The organism is Vreelandella sp. 162(4c) (genome assembly GCF_058152265.1).
In genome coordinates, this window is sequence record NZ_CM176981.1 from 1,470,886 (window position 1) to 1,496,221 (window position 25,336).

Consider the following 25,336-nt stretch of genomic DNA (forward strand, 5'->3'; position numbering starts at 1 on the left):
CTGGGTGATACCAGGAACTTTACAAAGCGCTTTGCGCGAAAGGATTTTTACTATGTCTACTGGCACAGTTAAGTGGTTCAACGATACTAAAGGCTTCGGTTTTATTGCTCCTTCTGACGGCGGCGATGACCTGTTTGCCCATTTCTCTGAAATTCAAGCAGACGGCTTCAAAACCCTGCAAGAAGGCGCTAACGTTTCTTTTGACGTTACCCAGGGTAAGAAAGGCCTTCAAGCTTCAAACATCAAGCAAATTTCCTAAGCCCTAGCGCTTAAGAATTTGCTCGAACCTTCTAAGGTTCGGATAACAAGGCCCGCTTATGCGGGCCTTGTTGCGTTTGGGCATATTAAAACTGCGCGTTTAGAGCAGACTAAAGGGAAGCTGCGTTTGCACTACCCTTCTATATTCGCATGTACATCACTATTCGCACATCCACCGTCACCACCAGCACCTCAAGTGCCGCTGCGCGATCACGCCCCTCAGGGCTGGCTCGGTAAAGATGCGGCGTCATCGCCAACAGATCGGCAATTTCCTCACTTCCGATTAGTGCAATTGAGTAGCTTACCCTCTCGCTGCCATGTTGAATAAAGCCATCGGGCACTACCGTCTCACTCGCACGTTCAGCTTTTAACGTGGGGTAGATAATCTCCCGCAGCTCCCTCAAGTGATTAGGCCCCGCTTCAACCTGCAGTAGTACGCCACCGGTTTTCAACACACGAGCAAACTCGCTTACTACTGGAAAGCCAAACATACACAGCACGCTATCCAACGTTCCCGCCTGCACCGGCAAGTGCGCATTACTACCCACGACCCAACTGCTTAGCGGTGCCTGCTTAGCATCCTGTTTTGCTGCGGCCAATACCGCCCATTTAGAGATATCCAGCCCCATCAGTGAAAGTGGCTGCGCGTTAGTCGCCGCGTCAGCTAATTGGCGAAGGTAATAACCTTCACCGCAGCCCGCATCCAGGCAGCTAAAAGGCAGTCTGTCTGCCTTTTGAACCTCGGCATGGCCCAACACAGCATGACTGACTGCCTCCGCAATGGGTTGATAGTACCCCGCGTTAAGAAAACGCTGGCGAGCAGCTACCATCGCCTTGCTATCCCCCGGATCGTGGGAACGCTTTTGCTGCACAGGCAGTAAATTAACGTAGCCCTGCTTAGCAATATCAAAGCTGTGGCCATCAGAGCATCGCCAAACACTAGCCGACCAACTGAGTGGTTTTCCGTCTAGCGGGCACGCCAGTGCTTGAAAAGGGGTGATGCTCATATCGGTGTCTTCGCAAAGGTAGATGGGTGCATGCGTTTAGCGAGTCACCAGAATGATGCCAACTAAAATAACGCCACCGCCGATTATAAAATTAATACTCAGCGGCTCATTGAGCAGCAGTGTACCAAACAGAATACCGAAAAGCGGCGCCAAGAAAGAAAACACGCCTAACTGCGAAGCGCGGTAGCGGCGCAGCAAGGTAAACCATAACAGCAGCGCAGCAAACGAAATGATCAGCGTCTGAAAGCCAAGGCTGGCTAACGCCATTGGGGTAAACTGCGCGCTCATTAGCTGCCCGGATATAGCCGCCAACGGCAGGAGCAACAACGCCGTCACGCTCAGTTGATAGCTCAGAGTGAGCTCTGCTGGCGCCTCAGAAAGCGAAGTCTTGCGGATCACGACGGTCGTGGCCGCCCATGAGAGGCCAGCGAGCAAGCCCAGCGTATCCCCAATAAGAATCTCGGTGCTGTAAGCACCGCTTGGCGCCATGGCAACCACCATTCCCAGAAATGCCAAGCCAACGCCCCACCACTGGCGAATGGAGAGCTGCTCGCCAGGTACCCAAAGATGCAAACCCAGGGCAGCGAAGATGGGCGCAGTATACAGAAAGACCGACATGTGGGACGCCAAGGTATAGGTTAATCCCCAGGCGATAAAAGCGAACTCAGCCGCAAACCCCAGGCCCACCAGCAACCCAGGGCCCCAATGATGACCCACATCCGCCCAGCGAATACCGCGCCAAGAAGCCAGCCCGCCGACCAGACACACCGCCAAAGCTGAGCGCAGGGCCATCTGCACCACGGGTGAGATATCCTCAGCCACACCCTTGATCGCCACCTGCTGAAAACCCAACACCAGGCAAAATAGCAGCATCAACGATGCTGCCGTTGCGTCCACTGACTTTCGCTGCGATCGACCAACCATGCAGACAGTGTGGTTGTTGGAGGCTATTCTTTGATTACTCATTGCGGGCTCCTATAACATATAGGTGCCCATTGCAGCAGTAAGCGTCATTGCATACAAACGATTACTTATCGACCCTAGGCTTATGAAAACTCACTCTATGAGAATAGAAAGGCTACCGCTGAATGCATTGCGCGCGTTTGCCGAGGCCGTGCGAGAAAATAGCTTCAAAGCCGCCGCTTATCGCCTCGGGGTGACGCCTGGCGCCGTTAGCCGACAGGTCAAACAGTTGGAAGGCCACTTAGGCGTGGTGCTGTTTGAGCGTCATGCCAATGGGGTATGCGTTACCGAAGCAGGCCGGGTACTGGCTGAAGATGTGCAGGCAGGCCTTTTGCGCATCGCCAGCGGTGTACAGAACGTCACCGAGCGCTCAGAAGAGGCTTTTCGATTGTTACTGAGTGCACCGCCCTCCTTTCTACAACTCTGGCTACTCCCCCGCTTACCCCGCTTTGAAGCTAATGAACGGCAAATAGAAATCTCTCTGGATGCCGAGGCGCGCTTAACGCCACCGCTGTGGTTGCCCAACAGGGCACGCTTATCATTGCGCTATGGCCAGGGCCCTTGGCCCGGTGTCACCAGCCTGCGCCTGTTTGAAGACACGTTATTTCCGGTTTGTTCGCCCTCTCTATTAGCGCAGGCAAACATGCAAACCCCCGACGATTTGCTGGCACAGACACTGCTCACCGTGGATTGGTGCAGCCACGCAGGCCACCCCATTCCAAGCTGGAGCGATTGGTTTAAAAGCGCCAGCGTAGAGCTAAACAAGATGCCCAACCAGCGGCAATACTCGCTTTACAGCTTGGCTCTCGATCAGGCCATTGCCGGGCAAGGCGTGGTACTCGCCAGCTACCCATTGGTGGCTGACCGGCTAGCGAGCGGTGTTTTGGTACGCCCCTTCGCGGAACACTATCCACTCGCTTCTCCGTTCGCCTACGAACTGATTCTGCCTAGTGATGGAGAAACGCCACCAGCGGTAGCACGCTTCGTCGAGTGGCTAGAACAAGAGGCCACTCTCTTCCGGAACACATCTACGTAGCGTTGGGAACTACTTGGCCTCCCCGCTTGTAACCCTGAAACAGCCCATACTGCCACTGCCGTACCGCCAGCACCGAAGTCGTGCCAAACCGCTGATGAATGGGTAGCCCGCTCTCTCGTTCGCATAGCGCATGAAACTCTTTCGCCAGGCGCTGCATGGTCTGCTGCCATTCAGCATTACCCGCAGAGGATAATAGGCCATTGAGGACAATGAGCTTTTCGCTGTCACTATCAAAACGGGAACGGAAAAACTCGTTGGCGATATGCTGCTGAAAGAAACGCTGTATCGGCCCGTCCGCCCGCCAGCGGAAATTGGCGGCTACCCTACGTCTGATCCGGTTATCGGGAAGTAGATCAATAAGCTTAAGCCGCTCAAGCTTCAGTAACTGCCGGATACACTCTGCTTCACTTAGCTGGTACTGGTGATGAATTTCGTCGAAGCTATAGCCATTGATGACGCAGACAGCCACCAGAAACAGCTCACGATCATCCACAATACTCTGCTCTTGGGCATGGGTTAGCGCCTGCAAACGCTGCTCGTCAGCTTGCATGGTCTGCACCAGCTCGGCGAATTCGATATTCAACTGGTCACAGATGCACTCCAGCCGCGATAGCGTAAAGTGCTTCTCTGCGAACAGCCGCTTCACGGAGGCCTCGCTCAGCGCCAGCCACTCTGCGACATCAGCATAGGTTTTACCCTGAGCGCGAAGCTGGCGCTTTAGCGTTTCAATCAGCGAATCGGCTTGGGACATAGTAACCTCTAAAGCGGCATGAAAAGACATCACACACAAAAGTATTAAATAATGATACCAAACAGCACCTATGACACAACTTTGTGCAAATGAGTTGCAACCAGTAAGCCTCACAGAGAAAGTGCTACGACTTCCAGGGATTAAGAAGGCTAAACAACGATGCATCGACTACTGCACTTGAAGGGCGCTTTGCCCTATTTGATCGCTATTTTCCTCAATGCCTTTGTGGATCTGGGCCACAAGATCGTCATTCAGAACACGATCTTCAAAAGTTACGATGGCGAAGCACAGGTCGTGCTCACCGCACTGGTCAATGGACTTATCCTGCTGCCGTTTATTTTACTGTTCAGCCCGGCGGGCCATGTAGCTGACAGCTACCCCAAGGTACGCATTCTGCGTACATCGGCCTGGGCCGCCGTCGTGGTCTCACTGGGCATCACCGCCGCTTACTACCAGGGCTGGTTCTGGTTGGCTTTTTCCATGACGCTGCTGCTGGCGATTCAATCAGCCTTTTACTCACCGGCCAAATACGGCCTGGTAAAAGGGCTATTCGGCAAGCCGCGCTTGGCGGAAGCCAACGGGCTGATCCAGGCCGTCACGATTGGAGCCATTCTGGCGGGCACCGTGGCGTTTACCGCGCTGTTTGAAACCTGGATTACCCCTGATGATCAAACCCCAGCGCAGCTGTTGCGCCAAATAGCCCCTCTGGGCTGGCTGCTGGTGCTCAATAGCGCCATCCAGGTGGTGGCGCTTTACCGCCTTCCGCTTGATAACACCACTCGGTCAGATATACCGCTGACCTGGCAGCGCTACATCAAGGGCACTGCCCTAAAAGACAATCTGAGGATTATCGCTCGCCAGCCTGTCATCAGGCTCTCCATTATCGGCCTTGCCACCTTTTGGTCAGTGGGCCAAGTGCTGCTGGCGGCCTTTCCTGCTTATGCCAAAGATGCCCTGAGTATCGATAACACCTTAGTGCTTCAGGGAATTCTCGCCGCTAGCGGCATCGGAATTGCGCTTGGCTCGCTATTCGCCAGCAAACTTTCCCACAACCGTATTGAAACCGGCTTGATCCCCGTAGGCGCTATTGGGGTGGCCGTGGGTTTATGGTGCTTGCCGCTGTTGACCACACCCGTTGGCCAAGCGCTGAACTTTGTGTTCATCGGCATCATGGGTGGGCTGTTCATCGTGCCGCTCAATGCGCTGATTCAGTTTCACGCCGCCGACAACGAGCTAGGCACCGTACTGGCCGCCAACAACTGGATTCAAAACATCGCCATGCTGGGCTTTTTGGTGCTCACGGCGCTGTTCGCGTTGGCGGGAGTGAATAGCCACTACCTGCTGCTACTTATCGCTACCGTGGCCATGGTGGGCGGTGGTTACACCATTGTTAAGCTACCCCAAAGCTTGGTGCGCTTTCTGTTGAGCTTCCTGCTGACACGCCGCTATCGCGTAGACGTCCATGGCTTGCAGAACCTGCCCGCCCAGGGCGGCGTGCTGCTATTGGGCAACCATATCAGCTGGGTGGATTGGGCCATGGTACAGATCGCCAGCCCTCGACCGGTGCGTTTCGTGATGCTCAGATCGGTTTACCAGCGTTGGTACCTGCGCTGGTTCTTCAAAGCCTTGGGCTGTATTCCCATCGAGCGTGGCAGCGGTGCCGAAAAGGCCCTAGCCGGTGTTGCTGAACAGCTCAACGCAGGCGAAGTGGTGTGCCTGTTTCCTGAAGGGGCGATCAGCCGCACTGGTCAACTGGGCGAATTCCGCCGCGGTTACGAGCGTGCCTGTGACATGGCAAATCCAGACGTCAAAATTGTGCCCTTCTACCTGCGAGGCCTGTGGGGCAGCCAGTTCTCCCGATCTTCCAGCAAGCTTAAAGAGCTGCGTAATGCGCCTCTGCATCGCTCGGTAGTGGTCGCCTTTGGCAAGCCGCTGCCCAAGGACACCCCCGCCGATGTGCTCAAACGACGTATTTTTGAGCAGGCTACCCGCTCTTGGCAGCGGGCCATGGGCGAGCTCCCGAGCCTGCCTAACGCCTGGATTCAAAGCGTTAAGCGCCGCCCTAGCGACCTTGCCCTGGCCGATACGCTGGGCCGCTCACTCAGCGCAAGCCAAGCGCTCACTGCCAGCCTGCTGATGGCAAAACGACTTCGCAAGCTCAACCCAGGGCAGAACGTTGGCTTACTGCTACCTACCAGCAGTGCCGGGGTTATCGCCAATATGGCCACGCTGCTAGCGGGTAAAACGGTGGTGAATCTTAATTACACCGCCGACCACGAGGCGCTGACCTCTGCCCTTTCCCAGGCGGAAATCGCTACCGTCTTCACCTCACAGCGCTTTGTGAAGAAGCTCGAGCAGCGCGGGCTCGACGTTAGCCAATTGCTTCGCGCGAAGCAGGTGGTTCTTTTAGAAGACCTGCAGGCCACGATTGGCCGTGGCGAACGTTTGAGTACCTGGCTGGCGGTGAGAATACTGCCGACTTGGCTGCTACAGCGCTGCTTCTGCCACGGCCACGATGCCGACGCCACCGCCGCCATCCTGTTCTCCAGCGGAAGTGAAGGCGAACCCAAGGGCGTGATGTTGAGCCACCGCAACCTGATGGCCAATATCAAGCAGACCTCTGACGTGCTCAACACCCAGAGCAACGACGTTGTAATGGGCTCACTGCCGCTGTTCCACGCCTTTGGCCTTACAGTGACTCAACTGCTACCGCTGATTGAAGGGCTGCCACTGGTGTGCCACGCCGACCCCACCGATGCCCCCGGCATTGCAGGCGCTATTGCCAAGCACAAAGCCACTATCATGTTCGGCACCTCCAGCTTTTTAAGGCTGTTTGTGCGCAGCTCAAAAGTGCATCCGTTAATGCTGGAAAGCTTGAGGGTGGTGGTTGCCGGAGCTGAAAAGCTCGACGAAAACGTGCGTAATAGCTTTGCGCTGAAATTCCACAAGCCTATTTATGAAGGCTACGGTGCCACGGAAATCGCCCCAGTCGCCTCAGTGAATCTGCCCGACGCCATGGGCGTTCACTATCAACAGGTGCAGCGGGGCAGCAAAGCAGGCACCGTCGGTATGCCGTTACCCGGCACCAGCTTCAAAATCGTCGACCCTGACAGCTTTGAAGAGCTGCCGACCGGTGAGGCCGGTATGATATTGATTAGCGGCCCGCAAATAATGCAGGGCTATCTCAATGACCCCAACCGCACAGCCAAGGCGCTCCATGTGATCGATGGCCACCGCTGGTACATAACGGGGGATAAAGGCTTTATCGATGAAGATGGCTTCTTAACCCTGATTGACCGCTACGCCCGCTTTGCCAAAATAGGCGGTGAAATGATCAGTCTCAGCGCCGTTGAGGCAGCAGTTAAAGCGGCTCTGGAGGATACAGACACCGCACTGATGGCGGTGAATATTCCCGATAGCCGCAAGGGCGAGCGCATTGTGCTGCTTTCAGAAACAGCGTTAGACGCCAAAACCGTCAAAGCCACTATGCTCGCTAACGGTACGCCACCCATGATGATCCCCAGCCATTGGTTTACGGTAGAGACCATCCCTCACCTTGGCTCTGGAAAAGCGGACTTTGCAGGGGCGAAACGTTTGGCCCAAGCACTAATAGAGGAAGAACTGAAGCATTAAAAGCTAGTGTTGGAGTGAGATACTGTACAGCAAAGCCCAAACTCAATATGCGCTGTGCAGTATCGAGCTCTTCTTAATAAATCAGTTCTAAAATCAGCAGGCCGCTTAGCTTAGCCATTGCTCAATCAGCAGCATGACTTCATACCTGATATTACATTTTCAGCGCCACTTGACCTCAAGTTAACTTTAGGTTTTAGGCTACCTTAGTCGGAAAAAAACCACTGGAGCTCTTATGCGCTTATTCAGAGTCGTTAGTAAAACTATTTGGGATCAAACTCAGCAACTTGGCTATGTACCCCGCTGCGGAAACGACCATAAGCTCGACTGCGTTCATTTGAATGTTGAAGAAGCTGTTCTTTTTATCGCCAACAAATACTTCGTCTATGCAGAAGCACCGTTGGTGTTAGAGATTGATGATGCGCTATTTAACGACCGTATTGAGTGGTTGCCACCCAGTGATGAGCAGCCCTGGCTGCAACCGAGAGCGCATATCGACAACCTGCCCCAAGCAGCCATCATCACCGCCATACCTCTTAGCTACCGAGATGGGCTTTTTGGATGGAAAAATGAGGAACAGTGACTTACAGGTGTTTTGAAAAGAAATCTAGCAGCAGCCCATAGTGCTTATTCTGCCCTGAGCTACTAGGTATATGATCTTCACCTTCGTAGTAGTGAACTTCTGGGGAGCGGCCATGCTCGCGCAGGCGTTGTTCCAGGCGTTTGGTCATTTCCACCGACCACATTCGGTCTTTGGTGCCATGGGAAAGTAGTAGCGGCCCAGGGTAGCGTTCGATTTCGATCGGCGTGGTCGGTAGCAAGCTTTCGTGACTGTCACGCCATGTCCAGGCGCGTTTGCTGACGTCCCAGGCTTGCCAGCCTGGATCCCCTACATCGCGAAAACTACGTGCATCAAAGGCCCCGCACACAACATCCGGCGGGCTATGCGCAGCGATGGCATCAGGTGCGCCCTTGATCTTATCTCTTGCCATTAGGGAAGCGAGCAATAACGCATGCTCGGCACCGCGTGAAATACCATAAAGCCCTACCCGCTCATCAGCGAACTGGAATTCTCGTAGGGCTTTAAATGCCTCCACGCTGCGATCCAGTGGGTAATCGATAATATGCCCCGCATTCCATGCATTACCGCCGCTTGAGTAGCCATAAGGGAACGCCAAGAAGCCATGGGCGGCGAATAGCATCGCATCACGATGGCTCCACCCCGCCCATGCGCCTTCAGAACCATGCAACAACATGACGGCTGGAAAAGAGTCATGGCCCGGTGGGCCATAAGTAACGCCCCAGCCGGGTAGCAAACGCTGCACAATATTTAACGACATTTAGACAACCACTCATTCACCATAAATTTCTCTGCCATCACCATGCTATTCATTTCGAATTTATGCGATGCCGTGCCCCAGCATCGTATAAAGTTTAACTAGCATAGTAGCTAAAAATGACGCTTCCATCGCATTAGAATATTATGGATCATTAGACTTTAGCCGACACCCAGGATATTACTATGCACCAGCCAATCGCTGTTTTCGACGCTGGCATTGGTAGCTATGCCATTGTTGCCGAGATACATAAGCGCCTTCCCAAACAGGATATTGTTTATTTCGCTGATCGGGCGAGCTTTCCTTATGGGAGCAAAGGGCGTGAAGAGCTACTCGCTGTCATGCATCGCACACTGCGTTTTCTTGAGGGCTATGCACCCTCTGCCATCGTCATCGCATCGAACGCACCGTCTATCATGGTGCTGGATGACGTTCGCCAAAGCACCTTGGTGCCATTGTTCGGCGTCTACCCGCCCATCGAAGAAGCACTCGCTATGTCGGCGAGCGGCAAGATCGGCATCATGGGGGTGCATTCACTCATCGAAAGCTCGCCGCTCAAGCAGTTCATAGCTCGCCATGCACCCCACCCGGAGAATGTCAGCCTGATCAATGCTTCGTCCATGGTGGAGCTTGTCGAGAATGGCTCCTTTCTCTTCGACCCAAAAGCGACGCAGAAAGCGGTCACTGCTTTTATCGACAGCGTCTTCCGGCAGCACCCCGATATCGACACGCTGACACTTTCCAGCACGCATTTACCATGGCTTCGCTCCTTCTTCGAAGCGGCGAGACCCAGTTGCCGATTCCTCGACCCCGCCGAATCGATTGTCGCTGGATTAGGCGATGGCACGCCGGGCACAGGCCAAATTCAAGGTCTGGTGACAGAAAGCGAGGCCTATGATGTTGAGACATTCCGACGTATGTTGCAGCAGTTCGGCGTCGATATACCGCTAGAGGTAGTCTAAGCGCCATAAGGCTTTATCAGGTCAAAACGCGTAGTTTTTCCCTGGGTTCTTTAAACGAGTCGGTAGCGATGCCAAACCGTTCCGAAAGCTCGCAGATTTGGCGCCAGTTCAGCTTGCGGCGCCCACTGAGAACTTCAGACACCACTGATTGAGCGCCAACTTCAGGTAGCTCGCTCTGCGCTATCCCATGCTCTTGCATAAGGTAGCGAAGTACCTCACTTCCAGACACCTCAGGCATCGGGCGATGTGCTTCATCATAGGACTCAATGATATCACCCAAGCGATTCGCCAGGCCGACAAGTGGGTGTGTCTCATCGTCACCGACAAGATCAAGAATTTCATCAAGCGCCTCGACCCGGGCATCGTATTCAGCTTCGGAATGTGGATCGCTAAGAAGAGGGGCAAGATAAACCCAGTGTTCCGTCGCTTGCTCAACGAGTGCGTGCATAGTCACTCCTTTTTCCACTTACCCTTGTCATAACAAGACTACTCTATGGATAAAATACGCAAAAGCGTTATCTTCCGCTGCACAATCCCCCTTTATTCAGATGGTTTCACCTCAACACTATCCATTTCCCCCGAGCTTTTCCCTTGCGACCCGCGGGCGATATCGTTGTGACTGATAACCACAATTTCACGTGGCCACCACTCTGGATGGTTATCGCGGATAAACGCCAACAGCTTCTCGCGCAAATTCATTTCCGCTGTCCAACCCGCCAAAGGGTCTGAGGTCATGAGGTAACAGGTGACGGTTTGCGCCGTTCCTGTTTGTGCCGTTACGTAGCAGAGCAGCTTATGGTGTTCGATAACGCTGTCTTCTTCTTTGGCGACCTCGAGAAATTTCTCTCTTAACAGTCCTATATCGGCGCTTAAGTGAAGCGTCAGCGTCAATGACCGGTACATCTTGGTACTTTTTACCGACAAATTGTCGAATGGCTTAGAAGTAAAATAGGTAACGGGCACAATCAAACGCCGCTCATCCCATGACCTCAACCGGATAAAGGTATAAAAAATACCTTCGACATAGCACCACTCGTCTTCAAAGATCACCAAATCGCCAATGCGAATGGGTTTAGCAAACGATAACTGAAATGAAGCGAGGATATTGCCAAGTACCGTTTGGCCCGCCACACCCACTAATACGGCCAATACACTGGCAGACGCCAGAATCGATAAGCCAAGAGTTTCGAAAAGCTGAACCTGACCCAGTATGTAGATGGATACGCCAGTAACGGTGATCAGAATAATGACCCGGCGCAACGCGTAGAGCGACGTTAGCAGTCTGCGTTCGTCTCTGGGCTTGGTATCATCGATTTCCCCCACAATACGCCGCGTTAAACGCAGCATAATGGTATCCACTAAGCGCAACGCAACCGTGCCGACTCCCCAGGCCAAAATACTGATGAGTAAAACTCGGAAGGTCGTCGTGGCAACCGCTGAAAACGACACTACATAATCCAGTACCATCTGGGTAACCAGCGACATCGCAATCAGCGCTCCAGGCATACCGATTTGGCTGGCAAAAATGCTCGACACCCCTGAAGGTAACCATTTCGACATCAAGCCGATCAGACGGTGAACTCCCCACCCTACGAGCCCGATGAATAGCACAAACAAGGGAATCGCGATCCATTCCCAAATTCTCAGGATGCCAAACGAGGCCTGGAAGCGTTCGGGAATATAGCCTTCCAACGCTGAGGGGCCGTACTGCTCATAAAGCGCCGGAATATAAGACACACTGATAGGCATGATCAGCCAGACTGGTTCCTGCTCCCCCACGCGGTAGCGACCCAAGCGAATATCGTAGGTTTCCCCGTCGGCTTTTAAAGAGGAGACCTCAACGTTGCGACGTGTCTCGCCAACACGGGGGTTTTGGCCTGCGGGATCTTCAATCACCGCGTCTTCGCGACCGGGCAGACCGGAAACGCTCAACCAATCGCCGCGTTGAAAAACCTCTGCCAGTTGCCGGGCGAGTTCACTCCCCTGCTCGCGTTGTTCATCCTCTGAGAACTCGGAAAGGTTGAGCATATGGGCAGCGGCCTCATACTCCTCCTGATCCGTTAGCTTCAGAAAACTCCTGATCGATTCTCGCGGTGTTACTCGGTTTGCCTCTTCGGGAGGTTCACCAAGCCCCGTATTTAACGCATCGATGGTAAACCACCGCTCACTTTCGCTCTCTCCTCCTTGAGTTTGTGCCGCGCATAGGTTGGAAAAGGTCAGCGCCATCACCAACAAACCCCATGCGCGCCACGAGCTGTTTGCTTTCATAAATGCCTTATTCATTGAAGTGGGTCAGTTTGACTACCCACCGACCGGCCCTATCGAGCCAGTCCAGCGTCATTACTGGACTATCCATGTCAGTGGAGGAACAAAGTACAGCCTACCTTACTGAATGAAGCAAGACAGAATGCAATAGTGAAAAGTGAGATGAGAACAGCTCGCCAGATAAAGTAAATTTTACTTAACGCTTTCTCCTAACTTAGTTAATTCTGCATTGTATAAAGCCACCAGCAAGGGCTCGTCCTTGGTATTCACCCTAAACTGACCATAACGCGCTGGCTCATAGCGCTCACCGTGCCCCTCCTGAAAGAAAAACGCATCGGTGGCAAAGCGTACCTGACCATTGCGTAGCCGGTAGCGCAGGCGTTGTTCGTCATCGCGTAAAGAAGTACCTTCATCCAAACGCTGGAAGTGAGCAATACGCTGTTCATCCAAACGCACCACCACATAGCCGTTAAGAGCTTTCAGCGAGTCTTCATCACGCTCACTCTGATAAAGCGCGCTTTGAATTTGGTTACCCAGCGCAAAGTTTAGCGCCATATAGTCGCCCTGCATCAATGAGCGCGGGTCGACGGGCGCCAGCTCCAGGTAAACAATTTCTCCCTCGGATAAATGACGCTCTTTCTGCCAAACGGCCCAGTTCACCGTCACCAACACAACGACGGTGGTTAACACTATGATCCAGCGATTTCGCTTGGCTTTCAGCATCATTTCCCATGTCCTTCCACAGAGGTCGACGGACTATTTTCCGCTACGCTCAACCACTTGAGCAGCGTCCAACGTAGCGCCAGTAGCCCTCCCCCCAACACCAGCAACGTTAGAGCCTTGGTTAACAGTGTTGCGTCCAGCCAGTAGTAATAGCTGCCAATGCCCATCAGCAGAGAAAGCACTCCAAGCCCCAGCACTAGGCGATGCCCGATCGCGAACCCTAACAGTACGACGACCAAACCTTGGCCCACACTCGGTGCATAAAATGAGACCAACAGCAGCGCTAAAGGACTGAGATACAACCCCCAATGGGTTTTGGAATGAGGGATGGTATAGAGCAGCAACGCCAGAGAGAGAGTGCCACGAACACGGCGTTCAACCAGGGTGCTGACCATGCAAAAGCGTTAGTGCTCTGTGCGTCAAACCAGAAGGCAAAGGAGTGGCCGCTATGCGCTAATCCCTGCATCACCAAGAGGCCTATCAACAGGCCGTAGCCCCATGCTTGCACATCTTGAATACGGCCAGGACAGCGAAACTCATTCAGCCAGAGCAGCGCCAATGCCAACAGCACCAATCCACCCGCTGCTGGCGCCATAGTGTTCACTGCCAAAGCCATATAGAGCGCCAAGCTGGCGGCAAAGGCTGAAAAGGTGCGATGTACCTGGCTTGGCATTACCAGCGCCAGTGCGCACTGTAAGGCCAGCAGCGACCACCACAAATAAGTGGACACATTCCAGAACTCGACCAGCGCCCACGCTATTAGCAGTTGCCCGGCTAAGCTAACCGCAAGCGCCAAGTGCTCGAGCACATCACCGCGAGCTTTGCAAAACAGCCCATAAGCCGCACCGATCATCACAAGCCCCAGGCCCAACGACGCGGCGGGGCTCTCCACCACGAACACCACGCCCATGGCGATAAAGCCGAGCAGAAATAGCGCCGCTAACCAGCCTGAAAAGGCCTGCAGCGCACGTACAAACCAAGGCGTTTGCAACTGCGCTGGGGAGGTAGGCTCGTTTAACGGAATACCCGCTTGGCTCAGCCTAACGCTTAAATCATTAACGTTGTTCGTCACTGGGAAATCTCCCGATGTAGACGCTTTAGCCATACCACGGCCCCAGCGCCCATCGCCAGTACCGCGATGGTGATCAGCAGCAGACTTCCCTCCTGCCAATCGCCTTCCCAGAGCAACAGCCTGGCAAGCAGCAGTGTGGTCACCGTTAACGCCGAGACACAGCCGCCCGCGATCATAAACAGGTCAGGCCGCCAATAGCGATAAACGCCATACAGCACCGCCAGCCAGAGTGAGTAAATCGCCAGCATTGGCGACCATACGAGGCCTGCATCGACTATCAACCTCATCGTTAACAGCGTCATAGGCACCCCGCTACCCACCGCCAGCAAGCGTAGTGCCCACTGCCGTGACCAGTTCCGGCAACGAGCCCCCCATTCCCATGTCGCCAAGGCAAGGGTATTGAGCCCAAACAGCCCCCAAAGCGCGGCATCGCTACTGACCAAAACGCCAAACGGCCCGCCCCAGGTACGAAAATAGAGCCCGACGACCAAATTGAGTAACCCCAGCCACAACACCCAGAGCAGCTCAAAGCGCGCCACCCAGACCCAGGGCAGAGCAAGCAGCGCCCAGGTAAAAAACAGTTGCCAGGGGTCGGCACCGGTTTGGTACACCTGCCCGAACAACGCCAACAGCACGCCCACCAATAAAGTGGCCGAGGTTAGCGCCACACGTTGAACCATCGGGCTGGCCTTGTGCCAAACGGCGATGCCTACCGCCAGCACCATCGCTGCCTGCACCACGTCAAAGCGCAGCCAACGGCCCATCTCAGCCCAGTTATAAGCGATGAAAAACAGCACCGCGAAGGCCAGCGCCAGTCCGCCTAGCCACAGCAGTAAGCGATCAATAAACAGCGCCCAAGCGCGAGGCGAAGGGTGCAGCCCAGAAGCTTGCACTGCGCGCGTCACCTGTTCAGGCGGTATCACGCCCTGCTCAATCAGTGGTATCAGTTCACGGCGGGTAGATGCCATGGGGGCTCCCTTCTAAACGGCGCAGTGGAAACAAAGTAATCTAGGCTAAGCGCCACGATCACTCCAACTTAGTAAAGCGCAACCGAGCAACCTGCGCAGGCGGCTGGAAGGAGTCGGCTCGGGCATTTTCCCAATAGTGCTTGAATACCGTGTGCTCGCACTTTGCATTGAGCAGTTCATTGGGTTTTAAGAAGGTGAATATCTGATCGTAGGACTGAATCTCGTTTTCCGAGACACGCCGGATAATGTGTTCGGGCCCCAGCTCGCTAGGGTGGCTAAGCCCTGCGGCCCCCAGCATTTCCGCCAGCGCTTTTAAGGTATTGCGGTGGAAGTGGTAGACCCGCGCTGTTTTATCGGCAATATCCAGATGGCGGCTGCGGTTGGGGTCTTGAGTAGCTACGCCGCTGGGGCACTTGTCGGAGTGACAGTTAAGCGCCTGAATACACCCCAATGAAAACATAAAGCCCCTGGCCGAATTGCACCAATCAGCCCCTAGTGCCATGGTTCGGGCAATGTGAAAACCGGACATAATCTTACCCGCCGCGCCGATACGAATCTCCTCGCGCAGCCCGGCCCCCACCAGGGTGTTATGCACTAGCGTAACGGCTTCTGTTAAAGGCACACCTATACGATTGATAAACTCCAGCGGTGCCGCACCGGTTCCTCCTTCGCCACCGTCCACCACTATAAAATCAGGCCGCTCGCCGGTTTCTAGCATCGCCTTAACGATCGAAAACCACTCCCAGGGGTGGCCAATCGCCAGCTTGAAGCCGATCGGTTTCCCCCCAGAAAGCGAACGCAGGCGGGCAATGAATGCCATCAGTTCCAGCGGCGTCGAGAAAGCTGAATGGGCAGCGGGTGAAATCACGTCCTGGCCCATGGGGACTTCTCGCGCTTCGGCAATTTCGGCAGTTACCTTAGCCGCTGGCAATATACCGCCATGGCCCGGTTTGGCGCCCTGGGAAAGTTTGATTTCGATCATTTTCACCTGATCGGCACTGGCGTTAGCTGCAAAGCGCTCCGCATTAAACGAGCCATCGTCGTTGCGGCAGCCAAAGTAACCAGAGCCTATTTCCCAGACGAGATCACCTCCATGCTTGCGGTGATAGCCGGAAATAGAGCCTTCACCAGTATCGTGATAGAAACCACCTTTACCAGCGCCCGCATTCAGCGCCTCGATAGCGTTGCCCGAAAGCGAACCGAAACTCATTGCCGAAATATTGAAAACACTCGCCAGGTAGGGTTGGCTGCAGCGGCTACCGCCCACCCGAATCCTGAAGTCACTGTTTTCGATAGCCCGGGGAAGTAGCGAGTGGTTGATCCACTCATGCCCCGGCTGATACATATCCAGCAGGGAGCCAAAAGGCTTTTTATCACTCTCATTTTTAGAACGCTGATAGACCACAGCGCGCTGCTCGCGGGAAAATGGTCGTTCGTCAAGATCGGACTGGATAAAATACTGACGTATTTCCGGCCCAATAGACTCTAGAACATAGCGAAAATGGGCCAGAACAGGATAGTTACGGCTCACCGTTCGCCGCGTTTGGCGTAGATCATAAAGCCCCAGCCCAGCGAGCATGCCAAAAATCGCCACGCCCCAAAGCCATGCTAAAGAAAACACCACCCCCACCAGCGAAACCAACAGCAGAATCAGGCAGGCAACAAAGACGGCATTACGCAGAGGAATACGGGTCAATCCCCGGGCTTCGATCATCTGAACACGAACTCCTTATCAACAGTTCACCACAGGGGCGACCAGCTACCCCGACAGGCTCAATTTAAATCGTAAGGGTTTTGTGTAAGTTTTGGCGAACTTACTACACCCATTAATATCGAATGCTGCACTCACCTCGTATGCTACCCACAAAGGCCTTAGTGGAGACACCCAATGCTAATAAAGATTGCCAAACCGAGTGATTTACACGAATCCGATGTCACGCCGGAATCTATCTACCTCTCCCGGCGGCGCTTTATGGGCGGTATCGCAGGCCTAGGTGCAGGGCTCGCCCTATCCGGCCACGTCCGCGCTAACGACAACTACTCCGATGTACCCGAAGGCGATGCACCAGCGTGGTTAAAGGAGAAAATCAGCGAAACCCAGTGGCGAGCCGTCACCCCTAGCGATCCTGACAAAGATAAAATTGCCCCCTTTGATGACGCCAGTGGCTACAACAACTTTTTCGAATTCGGCACCGACAAGGGCGACCCTGCCCGCCATGCGGGCAGCCTGGAAACCCAGCCCTGGAGCGTGGTGGTCGATGGCGAGGTCAATAACGGCGGGCGCTTTGCCCTGGAGGACTTCGCCAAGCCCTCGCAGTTTGAAGAGCGCATTTACCGCCTGCGCTGCGTTGAGGCATGGTCGATGGTCATTCCCTGGCTGGGTATTCCGCTGGCCGATATCATCAAACGCGCCGACCCCACCAGCAAAGCCAAATACGTACGTTTTGAAACTCTGGTGGATCCAGAGCAAATGCGCGGGCAGCGCTCCTCGTTTTCGATCATTGATTGGCCCTACGTGGAAGGCCTACGCCTGGACGAAGCCATGCACCCGCTGACGATACTGGCCATGGGTATGTACGGCCGGGAATTGCCCAATCAAAACGGCGCCCCTCTGCGGCTGGTCGTGCCGTGGAAATACGGCTTCAAGAGCATCAAGTCGATTGTGCGGATATCGCTGACGGAAGAACAGCCGGTGAATTCCTGGCAGAAGATCGCCGCCGACGAGTACGGCTTTTACGCCAACGTGAATCCCAACGTCGACCACCCCCGCTGGAGCCAGGCCACCGAGCGCCGGCTGCCCAACAGCCTGTTCAACCCCAACACCATTGATACCCTGATGTTTAACGGTTACGCCGATGAAGTCGCCGAGCTCTATGCGGGTATGGATTTAAAGGAAAATTATTAATGGCCAGCCCACGTATATGGTTAGCATGGCGCGTGGGCGTGTTTCTGGCCGCGCTAGCACCGCTGCTGTTTTGGAGCTGGCAGGTGGCAAATAACGCCGCAGGCCCCGAACCGGGGCGCTACCTGCTGCTGAATATCGGCATCGGCGGGCTGTGGATGCTGCTGCTCACGCTCAGCCTTACCCCACTTACCAAGCTCACCCGTTGGAAAGGCTTTGCACTGATCCGGCGCCAACTGGGCCTATGGACACTCGCCTACGCCACCCTGCATATGCTCAGCTACGCGCTGTTTATTCTGGGGCTTAACTGGGCACTGCTTGGCAGCGAGATCGTCAAACGCCCCTACATCATCGTCGGCATGATCGCGCTGATCGGCCTTGCTGTGCTGGGTGCCACGTCCAACCGCTGGGCAATGAAGCGCCTGGGCAAACGCTGGAAACCGCTGCACAAATTTTCCTACGCCATTTTAGGGCTGGTACTGCTGCACTTCTTCTGGGTGGTGCGCGCGGATATGCAGGAGTGGGCCATGTATGCCGCCATTGCGGCGCTCATCATGTCCACTCGCCTGTCCCCAGTTGCCCGTACTCTGCCTAAACTACGCCATCGATTGAGTCGTACTTAGGGCTTGTAAGAGATATCAACCGACGAAGCCTAGCCAAGTACGCAGCGCAGATGCTTACGATAAGCCGCTTTATCGCGATCGACATCCGGCATCTTCATTACATCGTTGGCGATAAAGGTCGGCAGCGCTTCTAAGCCGATAAATTCCTGAGATTTGTGGAACGGGAAGTAGACACCATCCACACCGCGCCCTTCGAAGAAGTTGTCAGGCTCATCGAACGCTTCCAAAGGCGCGTTCCAGGTCAGTGATAGCATATAGCGACGGCCCTGCAGCAGGCCACCACTGCCGTACTGCTTGGTCGGGTCTTGGCGGCTGCGGCCATCGCTGGCGTAAAGCGAACCGTGGCCTTCTGTAAACACCTCATCAATGTAACGTTTGACGATCCATGGCGCGCCCATCCACCAGCCAGGCATCTGATACACAATCGTGTCCGCCCATAGGTAGTTCTGCACCTCAGTATCAAGATCATAGCCCTGATCAATCACCGTCTCGCGCACTTCATAGCCCATTTCCTGCAACGTACTCACCGCCACACCGTGCAACGTATTGTTGAGTTCACCGCCAGAGTGTGCAAACGCTTTACCGCCATTAATCAGCAGAATTTTCATTAATAAAACCTCTCATTATAGCCTGACATCCATGCTTATATTCTTTGGCATGGCGTTTAATGGGCGGTATTGTGAGTTCAAAGCATGCGAAAAAATAGCGACGCTTCAGCAAAACACTTTTGATTTAAAATCAACAAATATGGTATTCGCCATTAAGGCAACCGATAACGTTATGAACAGCACTCTATGAAAAGCACCCTTGAAGAACAGCAGGCCTTTGTGACGGTCGTCGATAGCGGCTCAATCACCGGTGCCGCCGAACGGCTTGGCATTACCGTTTCTGGGGTTAGCCGTGCGCTCAACCGCCTGGAGCAAAAACTCGGCGCTACCCTGCTACGTAGAACCACGCGTCGCCTAGAGCTGACCGAGGAGGGAGAAACATTCCTAAACCATTGCCGCCGTATTCTTGCAGCCGTGGAAGAAGCCGAAGAGGCGATGCTGGATCGCCACAATCAGCCTCAAGGCAGGTTACGGATCAACGCCGCTCCCAGCTTTATGCAGTTCGTGATTGTGCCGGTGATTGGCGAGTTCCGCGCACGCTACCCTGGTATTACGCTGGAACTCGACACCCACGACCGCTTTGTCGACCTGTTGGAACAGCGGGTTGATTTGGCCATCCGCATTGGCAAACTGGAAGATTCGTCGCTGCACGCCCGCCTCCTTGGCTACAGCCCGCTGCGCCTTCTGGCCAGCCCCGCTTACCTTGAACGCCACGGTACGCCGGAAAGCATCGACGACCTTCAAGATCACAGCTTGCTAGGCTTCAGCCAGCTCGATCATCTCAACCGCTGGCCACTGCGCCGCGCCGATGGCCAGCCCTTACATATTACCCCAACGCTGGCGGCCTCCAGCGGAAGTACGCTAATAGAACTGGCCATGGCAGGAGAAGGCATCGTTTGCCTTGCTGACTTTATGACCATCACTCCCCGTCACAACGGCACACTGGTGGATGTACTACCCGACTGCACAGAGCTTCAGACCCAAGCTGTGAACGCCGTGTACTACCGCCAAACCACGCTTTCACAGCGTACCCGACTGTTTATGGAGTTTTTAGCAGAACAGTTACAGGGGCAACTGCATGGAAGCTTATCCAATCACTGATTACAGCTTGCGCGATTCACTCCCTCATTCTAATTTACTTATATGCAAGGCTATTCAACGTCGCTCCAGATGTCACTTACCACATCGCTACTGAGATAAGGTGCCGCCTATGCCTCCCGCCGCCGCCCACTCTTTATTGCAGTCGCCACTAAATCACTCACACGGGGCTTGCTGTTGCGGTTCACCGTTACTACAACGCTTTCATGAGCGTGTGATGGCAGATATTACCCGCCGCCAATTCATGGGAGGAGCCGCTGCAGTAATGGCACTTTTCTCTGGTCTGCGCGCACCCACCGCCATAAGCGCTCAACCTAAACGGGCTGATGGCCCACTATTATTGACCAATCTAAGGCTATTCGACGGCAGCGGCGCGGCGTTACGCGACAACGTTTCAGTACGTATTGAAGAGCAGCGTATCCAGGCTATTTTGCCTGGTGATGCCGCACCTGAAGGCGCAGAAATCATCGACTGTGGTGGTAGCGTATTAATGCCAGGCTTGATTGATGCCCATTGGCACACGACGCTGGCGGCTATTAGCCAAGTAGACGCCATGACCGCCGATCTAGGCTATATCCATCTAGTGGCGGCTCAGGAAGCAGAGAGAACGCTGATGCGTGGCGTTACTTCAGTGCGAGATGCGGGCGGGCCATCCTTTGCACTGAAGCGTGCTATTGATGAAGGAATTGTGGCTGGACCGCGCATACTTCCAGCAGGAGCCATGATCTCCCAAACCTCCGGCCATGGTGATTTTCGAATGCGCTACGAAATCCCACGGGCCAACAACGCACCGCTTAGTGAACAGGAACGCCAAGGCGTAGCCGTCATTGCCGATGGGGAAGCAGAAGTATTACGACGTACCCGTGAACAACTCATGCTAGGAGCTTCACAGATCAAATTGATGGCAGGTGGCGGCGTGGCGTCTACCTATGACCCATTGGATAGCACCCAATTCAGCGAGCGCGAGCTGCGCGCAGCGGTGGATGCAGCAGAAGACTGGGGTACCTATGTCATGGTGCATGTTTATACCTCCCGAGGTATTCAGCGTGCATTAAGGGCAGGCGCTAAATCCATCGAACACGGGCAGCTCGCCGATGAAGAAACCGTAAGGATGATGGCAGGGGAAGGCGCATGGTGGAGCCTTCAGCCTTTCTTGCAAGATGAAGATGCAAATGTTTATCCCGATGCCGCTCGCCGCGAAGCACAACAACAAGTAGCCGAAGGCACCGTGCAGGCCTACGAGCTAGCCCAACGTTTTGATATCAAGACAGCCTGGGGCACTGATATTTTATTTACCCCGCAAAATACCCCCAACCAGCTGCGTCAATTAGTCAAGCTGACTCGCTTTTATGACCCACTTACCGTGTTGGCCATGGCGACTGGCCGCAATGGTGAGCTTCTTTCACTATCAGGATCACGCAACCCCTACCCTGGCACGCTCGGTAAAATAGAGCCGGGCGCGATGGCCGATCTACTTTTAGTAAACGGTGACCCTAGTAAGAATCTTGATTTCCTTCATGACCCTGAACGCAATCTGCGACTGATCATGAAGGGCGGACGCATCTATAAAGACAATGTATAAGGATTTCTGTGATAGCCAAATTACGCCCATTTATCACTGCCTTCAGCATCTTAGCGATAGGCTTTGCAACGAATGCCAATGCCCAAGAGGATGCTTGGCGTTTCCAGCTTACCCCTTATGTCTGGATGACGGGTTTAGCTGGCGATGTGCGTCCACTGGCGACTGCTCCTACCATTAGTACATCGCGCTCATTTAACAATGTACTTGATGATCTTGATGGTGCCTTTTTCATGGCTGGCAGCGCACGCCGCGACCGCCTAGTGCTGTTTGGTGACATTACCTGGGCATCGCTTAGCCACGAGAGCACGCTGCTTCCTGGCGTTGCTATAGAGGGCAAGCTGCGCCAACGCTCTTTAACTGCAGCAGCAGGTTATCAAGTGGTCAATACTTCGAGCCAATACTTAGATTTACTGGCGGGCGCTCGCGCTTGGCGGATCGAGGCGGAAGTGGATGTGCCCGCGCTGGGAGTTGGTGCAAGCGAGACCGAACGTTGGCTCGACCCGATTTTAGCCGCTCGACTGCGTTCCACCTGGAGCCCCCAGTGGTCAACATTAATGCATGCCGATATTGGTGGCTTCGGAGTTGGTTCTGATAGCACCTGGCAGGTAGTGGCTACCGCTAATTACCAAATCAATAAGGCGCTCCACCTATCAGCAGGCTATCGCCATTTGGCAGTGGATAGAGACGAATCGGGTACACGCATCGATATATCGATGAGCGGTCCTTTGCTGGGTGCTACTTGGCGCTTTTGAGTAGGCCAATTCTTCCCTCTTAAACCTCAGAATCATCTCTCCTGCCATAGTCCACCCACACCCGGCGGGCAATGGTGGTCAGAACGCTACGCGGCTCATGAAGTTTGCTAAAGGAAGGTGTCCTGAGCCAGATCAGCCGCCTGCTTCACCTCCAGCCTTTGGATGTCAATACACAGCCAATTTTCTCATTATTTGTCTTTCACCGACGCCATGACCCTTCCGGCATATCAATGTCGCGTTGAGCCTCATCGAGCGCCTGACGCACCCCTTCCCGATCAAACGGTATACAGTAAGCTGGTTTGGCGCGCTCAAAACGCCAGCTTTCCGCCAGCGACCCAGCATCGACAACGTCGAAGCCGAACTGTCGCACCAACCTTGCGACGCTCTCCTTAGCCGCATCGTCATCTCCCGCTATCGGTAGGGCGCGCCGGTTTCCCGAAGGCAGCGTCTGCCCACCCTTCTCCAGATCGGAGGCCAGAATCGCGTTGAATGCCTTCACGAGACGGGAGCCTGTCAAATGCTGCGCCAGCAGTCCACTCGTCGTCGCCCTGCGCTCATCCAGTTCGGGGATCGATCCATCTCGATCTGGATAGTAGTTATTGGCGTCCAGCACTATCTTGTCACGCAGTGGCTCAACCGGAAGAGTGGCATATTGATGAAAAGGAATGGCGATCAGTATAATTTCGCCGAAGCCTATGGCTTCATGCAGGGTGCCAATTTGTGCTCCAATTTTCGGCGGAATGCTGCTGAGTGTCTGCGGCCCCCGCGAGTTGCTGATCATGACGTCATGGCCTGCCGCAATCACCTGGCGTGCAAAGGCTTGTCCGATAAAGCCCGCACCAATAACCCCAATCCGCATGTCTTTCTCCCGACCGTTTTAAGATAAGCAGTACTTTATTGCGTTACTCAAACGTGATAAACAGGTCTTTATTGACTTAATAATCCACTGAGAGTTGATAATGCTGGATCGGTTAACGAGCATGGCTATTTTTGTGAGGGTTGCCGATCTTGGCTCTTTCACAGCCACCGCCGCAGAATTCGGCCTATCGACGCAGATGGTTTCCAAACACATCATGGCCCTGGAGCAGCTGCTTGGGTCGCGGCTCTTGCACCGCACCACGCGCAAACAGAGCCTGACCGAGATCGGACATCTCTATCACGAACGATGTCAGGTTATCCTTGCAGAAGTCGAGGCGGCCGAAGCGCTGACGGAACAGGCCCGGGCCGTTCCACGGGGTCGCCTCAGAATCAACGCGCCCGTCACATTTGGCAGTCAAAGCCTGGTGCCTCTTGTCACCCGCTACCTTCGTAAGTACCCAGAGGTGGAGGTCGACCTCACCTTGTCGGATCGTCTGGTCGATCCTATCGAGGAAGGTTACGAAGCTGTCATTCGCCTCGGGCCCATCAGCGACAGCACCACATTGGTGGCACGTCCGCTTGCCCCCTACCAGCTCATCGCCTGCGCCTCGCCTGCCTACTTAGCGAAGCATGGAGAGCCGGAGACGCCTGCGGATCTGGTTGAGCATGAGTGTCTGGGGTTCGCCTATTGGTTCGGCACCTTGGGCAGGCAGTGGCGCTTCAGTCGCGACAACTGCAATTTCGACGCTTCCGTGAACGGGCGGCTACAAATCAACGACTGGAAGGGGCTGCTTCGCGCAGCATTGGAAGGATTCGGCATTACATTGGGCTACGAAGCTGCATTGACGGAGGCGTTATCCACTGGGCGGCTGGTGCGCATCTTGCCAGACTATGCTGGGCCATCAAGACCAATGCACCTGCTCTACGCCGCCGATCAACGCATGACGCCGAAACTACGTCATTTCATAGACGACGTTGTGGCCACGTTCGCTTAACTTCCACCGTTACCTCGCGCCTTTGTCGTCACTCACCCAGCGGGTAAAAGCAGCGACCTGAGGATCCGCCTCCTTTACGGCATAATAAACCAACCGTAGGTGGCGCTCTTCATCAACGGTTAACGTCGTGTGCTCGAACGCTACCTCGCCTAACTCCTCAAGGTGAAGATGACGTACTCCCTGGCAAGGGGCGTTGACCTCCTGGGTTTTCCACAACTGCTTAAACTCAGGCGAGACCTTGGTTAACTCTTCGACAAGCTCATCAATGGTGGGGTCTTGCGCCGCTCGGGCAAAGTCGCGGCGAAAACTGGATAGCATTTGGCTGACCTGCGTTTCCCAGGGTGACAAGCGCTGACGCATGGCAGGGTCGGTAAATAACAACCACAGCATGTTGCGACGCTCTGGTGCATGGCAAGAGAAGTTGAACAGCTTATTGGCCGCGCTGTTCCACGCCAGCACATCCCAGCGCAAGTTCAGGATATACGCAGGTCGCGTAGGCAGGTCGTCCATCAACCTTTGAACCAGCGGCGGCACGCTGCACCAGGTTTTGCCTAGCTCAGAGGGTAAGCGCTGATGGGTAAGCAAGAATAGATGTCGGCGCTCAGCCGCATCCAGCTTGAGCGCTTTGGATAGATTGTCCAGAAAAGTGGCCGATACGCTGATATCGCGACCCTGCTCCAACCAAGTATACCAAGTCAGCCCCACGCCTGCTAAAGCGGCGACTTCTTCACGCCTTAACCCCGGCGTACGCCTTCGGCGGCCACGAGGAAGCCCCACCTCTTCTGGTGCGATTTTCTCTCGGTGCATGCGTAGAAACTCAGCTAGGTCTTCCCGCGTTCGAGTCAGCGTCCGTGGAGCGGTCATTTTATTACCTTGAATAACTTATCACTTTTAGTAATAGCATAAATAGTTAAATTGTACCCCCTTTAAAGCCTCTCCAGAATAG

General features: G+C 54.5%; 25 protein-coding genes. 11 read left to right on the forward strand and 14 right to left on the reverse strand.

Features of this window, described 5'->3' with window-relative positions; all coding sequences use genetic code 11:
* The first annotated feature begins 52 nt into the window (after positions 1 to 52).
* Positions 53 to 259 carry a cold-shock protein gene (locus AC4EYZ_RS06580; protein ID WP_007111402.1) on the forward strand — a complete coding sequence of 69 codons (207 nt, stop codon included), beginning with the start codon at positions 53 to 55 and terminating at the stop codon, positions 257 to 259.
* 139 nt (positions 260 to 398) lie between these two features.
* Here AC4EYZ_RS06580 and AC4EYZ_RS06585 read toward each other — a convergent pair whose 3' ends face one another.
* Together AC4EYZ_RS06585 and AC4EYZ_RS06590 are read right to left on the reverse strand one after the other, a co-directional pair.
* Positions 399 to 1,265, reverse strand: coding sequence for a putative RNA methyltransferase (locus AC4EYZ_RS06585; RefSeq protein WP_474191207.1), 867 nt, complete (start codon positions 1,263 to 1,265; stop codon positions 399 to 401).
* Between the two features lie 36 nt (positions 1,266 to 1,301).
* Entirely contained in the window at positions 1,302 to 2,231 is a 930-nt protein-coding gene (locus tag AC4EYZ_RS06590) for a DMT family transporter (protein WP_474191208.1), read from the reverse strand.
* Between the two features lie 97 nt (positions 2,232 to 2,328).
* Here AC4EYZ_RS06590 and AC4EYZ_RS06595 point away from each other — a divergent pair, with 97 nt between their 5' ends.
* Positions 2,329 to 3,264 carry a LysR substrate-binding domain-containing protein gene (locus tag AC4EYZ_RS06595; protein ID WP_041157706.1) on the forward strand — a complete coding sequence of 312 codons (936 nt, stop codon included), beginning with the start codon at positions 2,329 to 2,331 and terminating at the stop codon, positions 3,262 to 3,264.
* Here AC4EYZ_RS06595 and AC4EYZ_RS06600 read toward each other — a convergent pair.
* On the reverse strand, positions 3,257 to 4,015 hold the full coding sequence (locus tag AC4EYZ_RS06600) for a helix-turn-helix domain-containing protein (protein ID WP_041157705.1): 759 nt from the start codon (positions 4,013 to 4,015) through the stop codon (positions 3,257 to 3,259). The genes AC4EYZ_RS06595 and AC4EYZ_RS06600 overlap by 8 nt on opposite strands.
* Before the next feature lie 159 nt (positions 4,016 to 4,174).
* On the opposite strand from AC4EYZ_RS06600, the gene AC4EYZ_RS06605 reads away from it, so the two are divergent.
* Positions 4,175 to 7,648: an acyl-[ACP]--phospholipid O-acyltransferase gene (locus tag AC4EYZ_RS06605; RefSeq protein ID WP_474191209.1), complete on the forward strand. Its 3,474-nt coding sequence runs from the start codon at positions 4,175 to 4,177 to the stop codon at positions 7,646 to 7,648.
* 232 nt (positions 7,649 to 7,880) lie between these two features.
* Positions 7,881 to 8,228 (forward strand): DUF952 domain-containing protein, encoded by a 348-nt coding sequence (locus AC4EYZ_RS06610; RefSeq protein WP_039858901.1) that lies wholly within the window; start codon positions 7,881 to 7,883, stop codon positions 8,226 to 8,228.
* Position 8,229: 1 nt separating this feature from the next.
* On the opposite strand, the gene AC4EYZ_RS06615 is transcribed toward AC4EYZ_RS06610, so the two are convergent.
* A complete protein-coding gene (locus tag AC4EYZ_RS06615) occupies positions 8,230 to 8,985 on the reverse strand; it encodes an alpha/beta hydrolase family protein (RefSeq protein WP_041157703.1) in 756 nt (251 codons plus the stop codon).
* Between the two features lie 182 nt (positions 8,986 to 9,167).
* Here AC4EYZ_RS06615 and AC4EYZ_RS06620 point away from each other — a divergent pair, with 182 nt between their 5' ends.
* Positions 9,168 to 9,944: a glutamate racemase gene (locus tag AC4EYZ_RS06620; protein ID WP_009286877.1), complete on the forward strand. Its 777-nt coding sequence runs from the start codon at positions 9,168 to 9,170 to the stop codon at positions 9,942 to 9,944.
* Positions 9,945 to 9,960: 16 nt separating this feature from the next.
* On the opposite strand, the gene AC4EYZ_RS06625 is transcribed toward AC4EYZ_RS06620, so the two are convergent.
* The 7 genes from AC4EYZ_RS06625 to AC4EYZ_RS06655 all read right to left on the reverse strand — a co-directional run bounded on the left by AC4EYZ_RS06625 (position 9,961) and on the right by AC4EYZ_RS06655 (position 16,686).
* Entirely contained in the window at positions 9,961 to 10,392 is a 432-nt protein-coding gene (locus AC4EYZ_RS06625) for a helix-turn-helix domain-containing protein (protein ID WP_022519612.1), read from the reverse strand.
* A gap of 92 nt (positions 10,393 to 10,484) precedes the next feature.
* Entirely contained in the window at positions 10,485 to 12,212 is a 1,728-nt protein-coding gene (locus AC4EYZ_RS06630; RefSeq protein WP_474191210.1) for a mechanosensitive ion channel family protein, read from the reverse strand.
* A gap of 189 nt (positions 12,213 to 12,401) precedes the next feature.
* Positions 12,402 to 12,935: a GDYXXLXY domain-containing protein gene (locus tag AC4EYZ_RS06635; protein WP_474191211.1), complete on the reverse strand. Its 534-nt coding sequence runs from the start codon at positions 12,933 to 12,935 to the stop codon at positions 12,402 to 12,404.
* Complete coding sequence (locus AC4EYZ_RS06640) at positions 12,932 to 13,327, reverse strand: DUF4401 domain-containing protein (protein WP_474191212.1); 396 nt, start codon at positions 13,325 to 13,327, stop codon at positions 12,932 to 12,934. The genes AC4EYZ_RS06635 and AC4EYZ_RS06640 overlap by 4 nt, the downstream gene beginning before the upstream one ends.
* The gene (locus AC4EYZ_RS06645) at positions 13,216 to 14,004 is read right to left on the reverse strand and encodes a DUF4401 domain-containing protein (RefSeq protein ID WP_474191213.1); all 789 of its coding nucleotides are present in this window, start codon (positions 14,002 to 14,004) and stop codon (positions 13,216 to 13,218) included. The genes AC4EYZ_RS06640 and AC4EYZ_RS06645 overlap by 112 nt, the downstream gene beginning before the upstream one ends.
* On the reverse strand, positions 14,001 to 14,972 hold the full coding sequence (locus AC4EYZ_RS06650; RefSeq protein ID WP_039858890.1) for a DUF2157 domain-containing protein: 972 nt from the start codon (positions 14,970 to 14,972) through the stop codon (positions 14,001 to 14,003). Before AC4EYZ_RS06650 ends, AC4EYZ_RS06645 begins: the two co-directional genes overlap by 4 nt.
* A 58-nt stretch (positions 14,973 to 15,030) precedes the next feature.
* Positions 15,031 to 16,686 carry an FMN-binding glutamate synthase family protein gene (locus tag AC4EYZ_RS06655; protein ID WP_490204184.1) on the reverse strand — a complete coding sequence of 552 codons (1,656 nt, stop codon included), beginning with the start codon at positions 16,684 to 16,686 and terminating at the stop codon, positions 15,031 to 15,033.
* Positions 16,687 to 16,860: 174 nt separating this feature from the next.
* On the opposite strand from AC4EYZ_RS06655, the gene msrP reads away from it, so the two are divergent.
* Together msrP and msrQ are read left to right on the forward strand one after the other, a co-directional pair.
* Complete coding sequence (gene msrP / locus AC4EYZ_RS06660) at positions 16,861 to 17,877, forward strand: protein-methionine-sulfoxide reductase catalytic subunit MsrP (protein ID WP_009286873.1); 1,017 nt, start codon at positions 16,861 to 16,863, stop codon at positions 17,875 to 17,877.
* Positions 17,877 to 18,497 (forward strand): protein-methionine-sulfoxide reductase heme-binding subunit MsrQ, encoded by a 621-nt coding sequence (msrQ, locus tag AC4EYZ_RS06665; protein WP_009286872.1) that lies wholly within the window; start codon positions 17,877 to 17,879, stop codon positions 18,495 to 18,497. The genes msrP and msrQ overlap by 1 nt, the downstream gene beginning before the upstream one ends.
* A gap of 29 nt (positions 18,498 to 18,526) precedes the next feature.
* Here msrQ and AC4EYZ_RS06670 read toward each other — a convergent pair whose 3' ends face one another.
* Positions 18,527 to 19,105, reverse strand: a complete 579-nt coding sequence (locus AC4EYZ_RS06670; RefSeq protein WP_233973875.1) for an NAD(P)H-dependent oxidoreductase — start codon at positions 19,103 to 19,105, stop codon at positions 18,527 to 18,529.
* A gap of 186 nt (positions 19,106 to 19,291) precedes the next feature.
* Here AC4EYZ_RS06670 and AC4EYZ_RS06675 point away from each other — a divergent pair, with 186 nt between their 5' ends.
* The 3 genes from AC4EYZ_RS06675 to AC4EYZ_RS06685 all read left to right on the forward strand — a co-directional run bounded on the left by AC4EYZ_RS06675 (position 19,292) and on the right by AC4EYZ_RS06685 (position 22,537).
* Entirely contained in the window at positions 19,292 to 20,206 is a 915-nt protein-coding gene (locus AC4EYZ_RS06675; RefSeq protein ID WP_233973876.1) for a LysR family transcriptional regulator, read from the forward strand.
* 214 nt (positions 20,207 to 20,420) lie between these two features.
* On the forward strand, positions 20,421 to 21,785 hold the full coding sequence (locus AC4EYZ_RS06680) for a metal-dependent hydrolase family protein (protein ID WP_235270469.1): 1,365 nt from the start codon (positions 20,421 to 20,423) through the stop codon (positions 21,783 to 21,785).
* Positions 21,786 to 21,793: 8 nt separating this feature from the next.
* Positions 21,794 to 22,537 carry a hypothetical protein gene (locus AC4EYZ_RS06685; RefSeq protein WP_474191652.1) on the forward strand — a complete coding sequence of 248 codons (744 nt, stop codon included), beginning with the start codon at positions 21,794 to 21,796 and terminating at the stop codon, positions 22,535 to 22,537.
* A 199-nt stretch (positions 22,538 to 22,736) separates the two neighbouring features.
* On the opposite strand, the gene AC4EYZ_RS06690 is transcribed toward AC4EYZ_RS06685, so the two are convergent.
* Positions 22,737 to 23,396 carry an NADPH-dependent F420 reductase gene (locus AC4EYZ_RS06690; RefSeq protein ID WP_474191651.1) on the reverse strand — a complete coding sequence of 220 codons (660 nt, stop codon included), beginning with the start codon at positions 23,394 to 23,396 and terminating at the stop codon, positions 22,737 to 22,739.
* A gap of 100 nt (positions 23,397 to 23,496) precedes the next feature.
* Between AC4EYZ_RS06690 and AC4EYZ_RS06695 the strand changes: the two genes are divergently transcribed.
* Positions 23,497 to 24,390: a LysR family transcriptional regulator gene (locus tag AC4EYZ_RS06695; protein ID WP_022519631.1), complete on the forward strand. Its 894-nt coding sequence runs from the start codon at positions 23,497 to 23,499 to the stop codon at positions 24,388 to 24,390.
* Positions 24,391 to 24,399: 9 nt separating this feature from the next.
* On the opposite strand, the gene AC4EYZ_RS06700 is transcribed toward AC4EYZ_RS06695, so the two are convergent.
* On the reverse strand, positions 24,400 to 25,254 hold the full coding sequence (locus AC4EYZ_RS06700; protein ID WP_009286867.1) for a helix-turn-helix transcriptional regulator: 855 nt from the start codon (positions 25,252 to 25,254) through the stop codon (positions 24,400 to 24,402).
* Between the last annotated feature and the right edge of the window lie 82 nt (positions 25,255 to 25,336).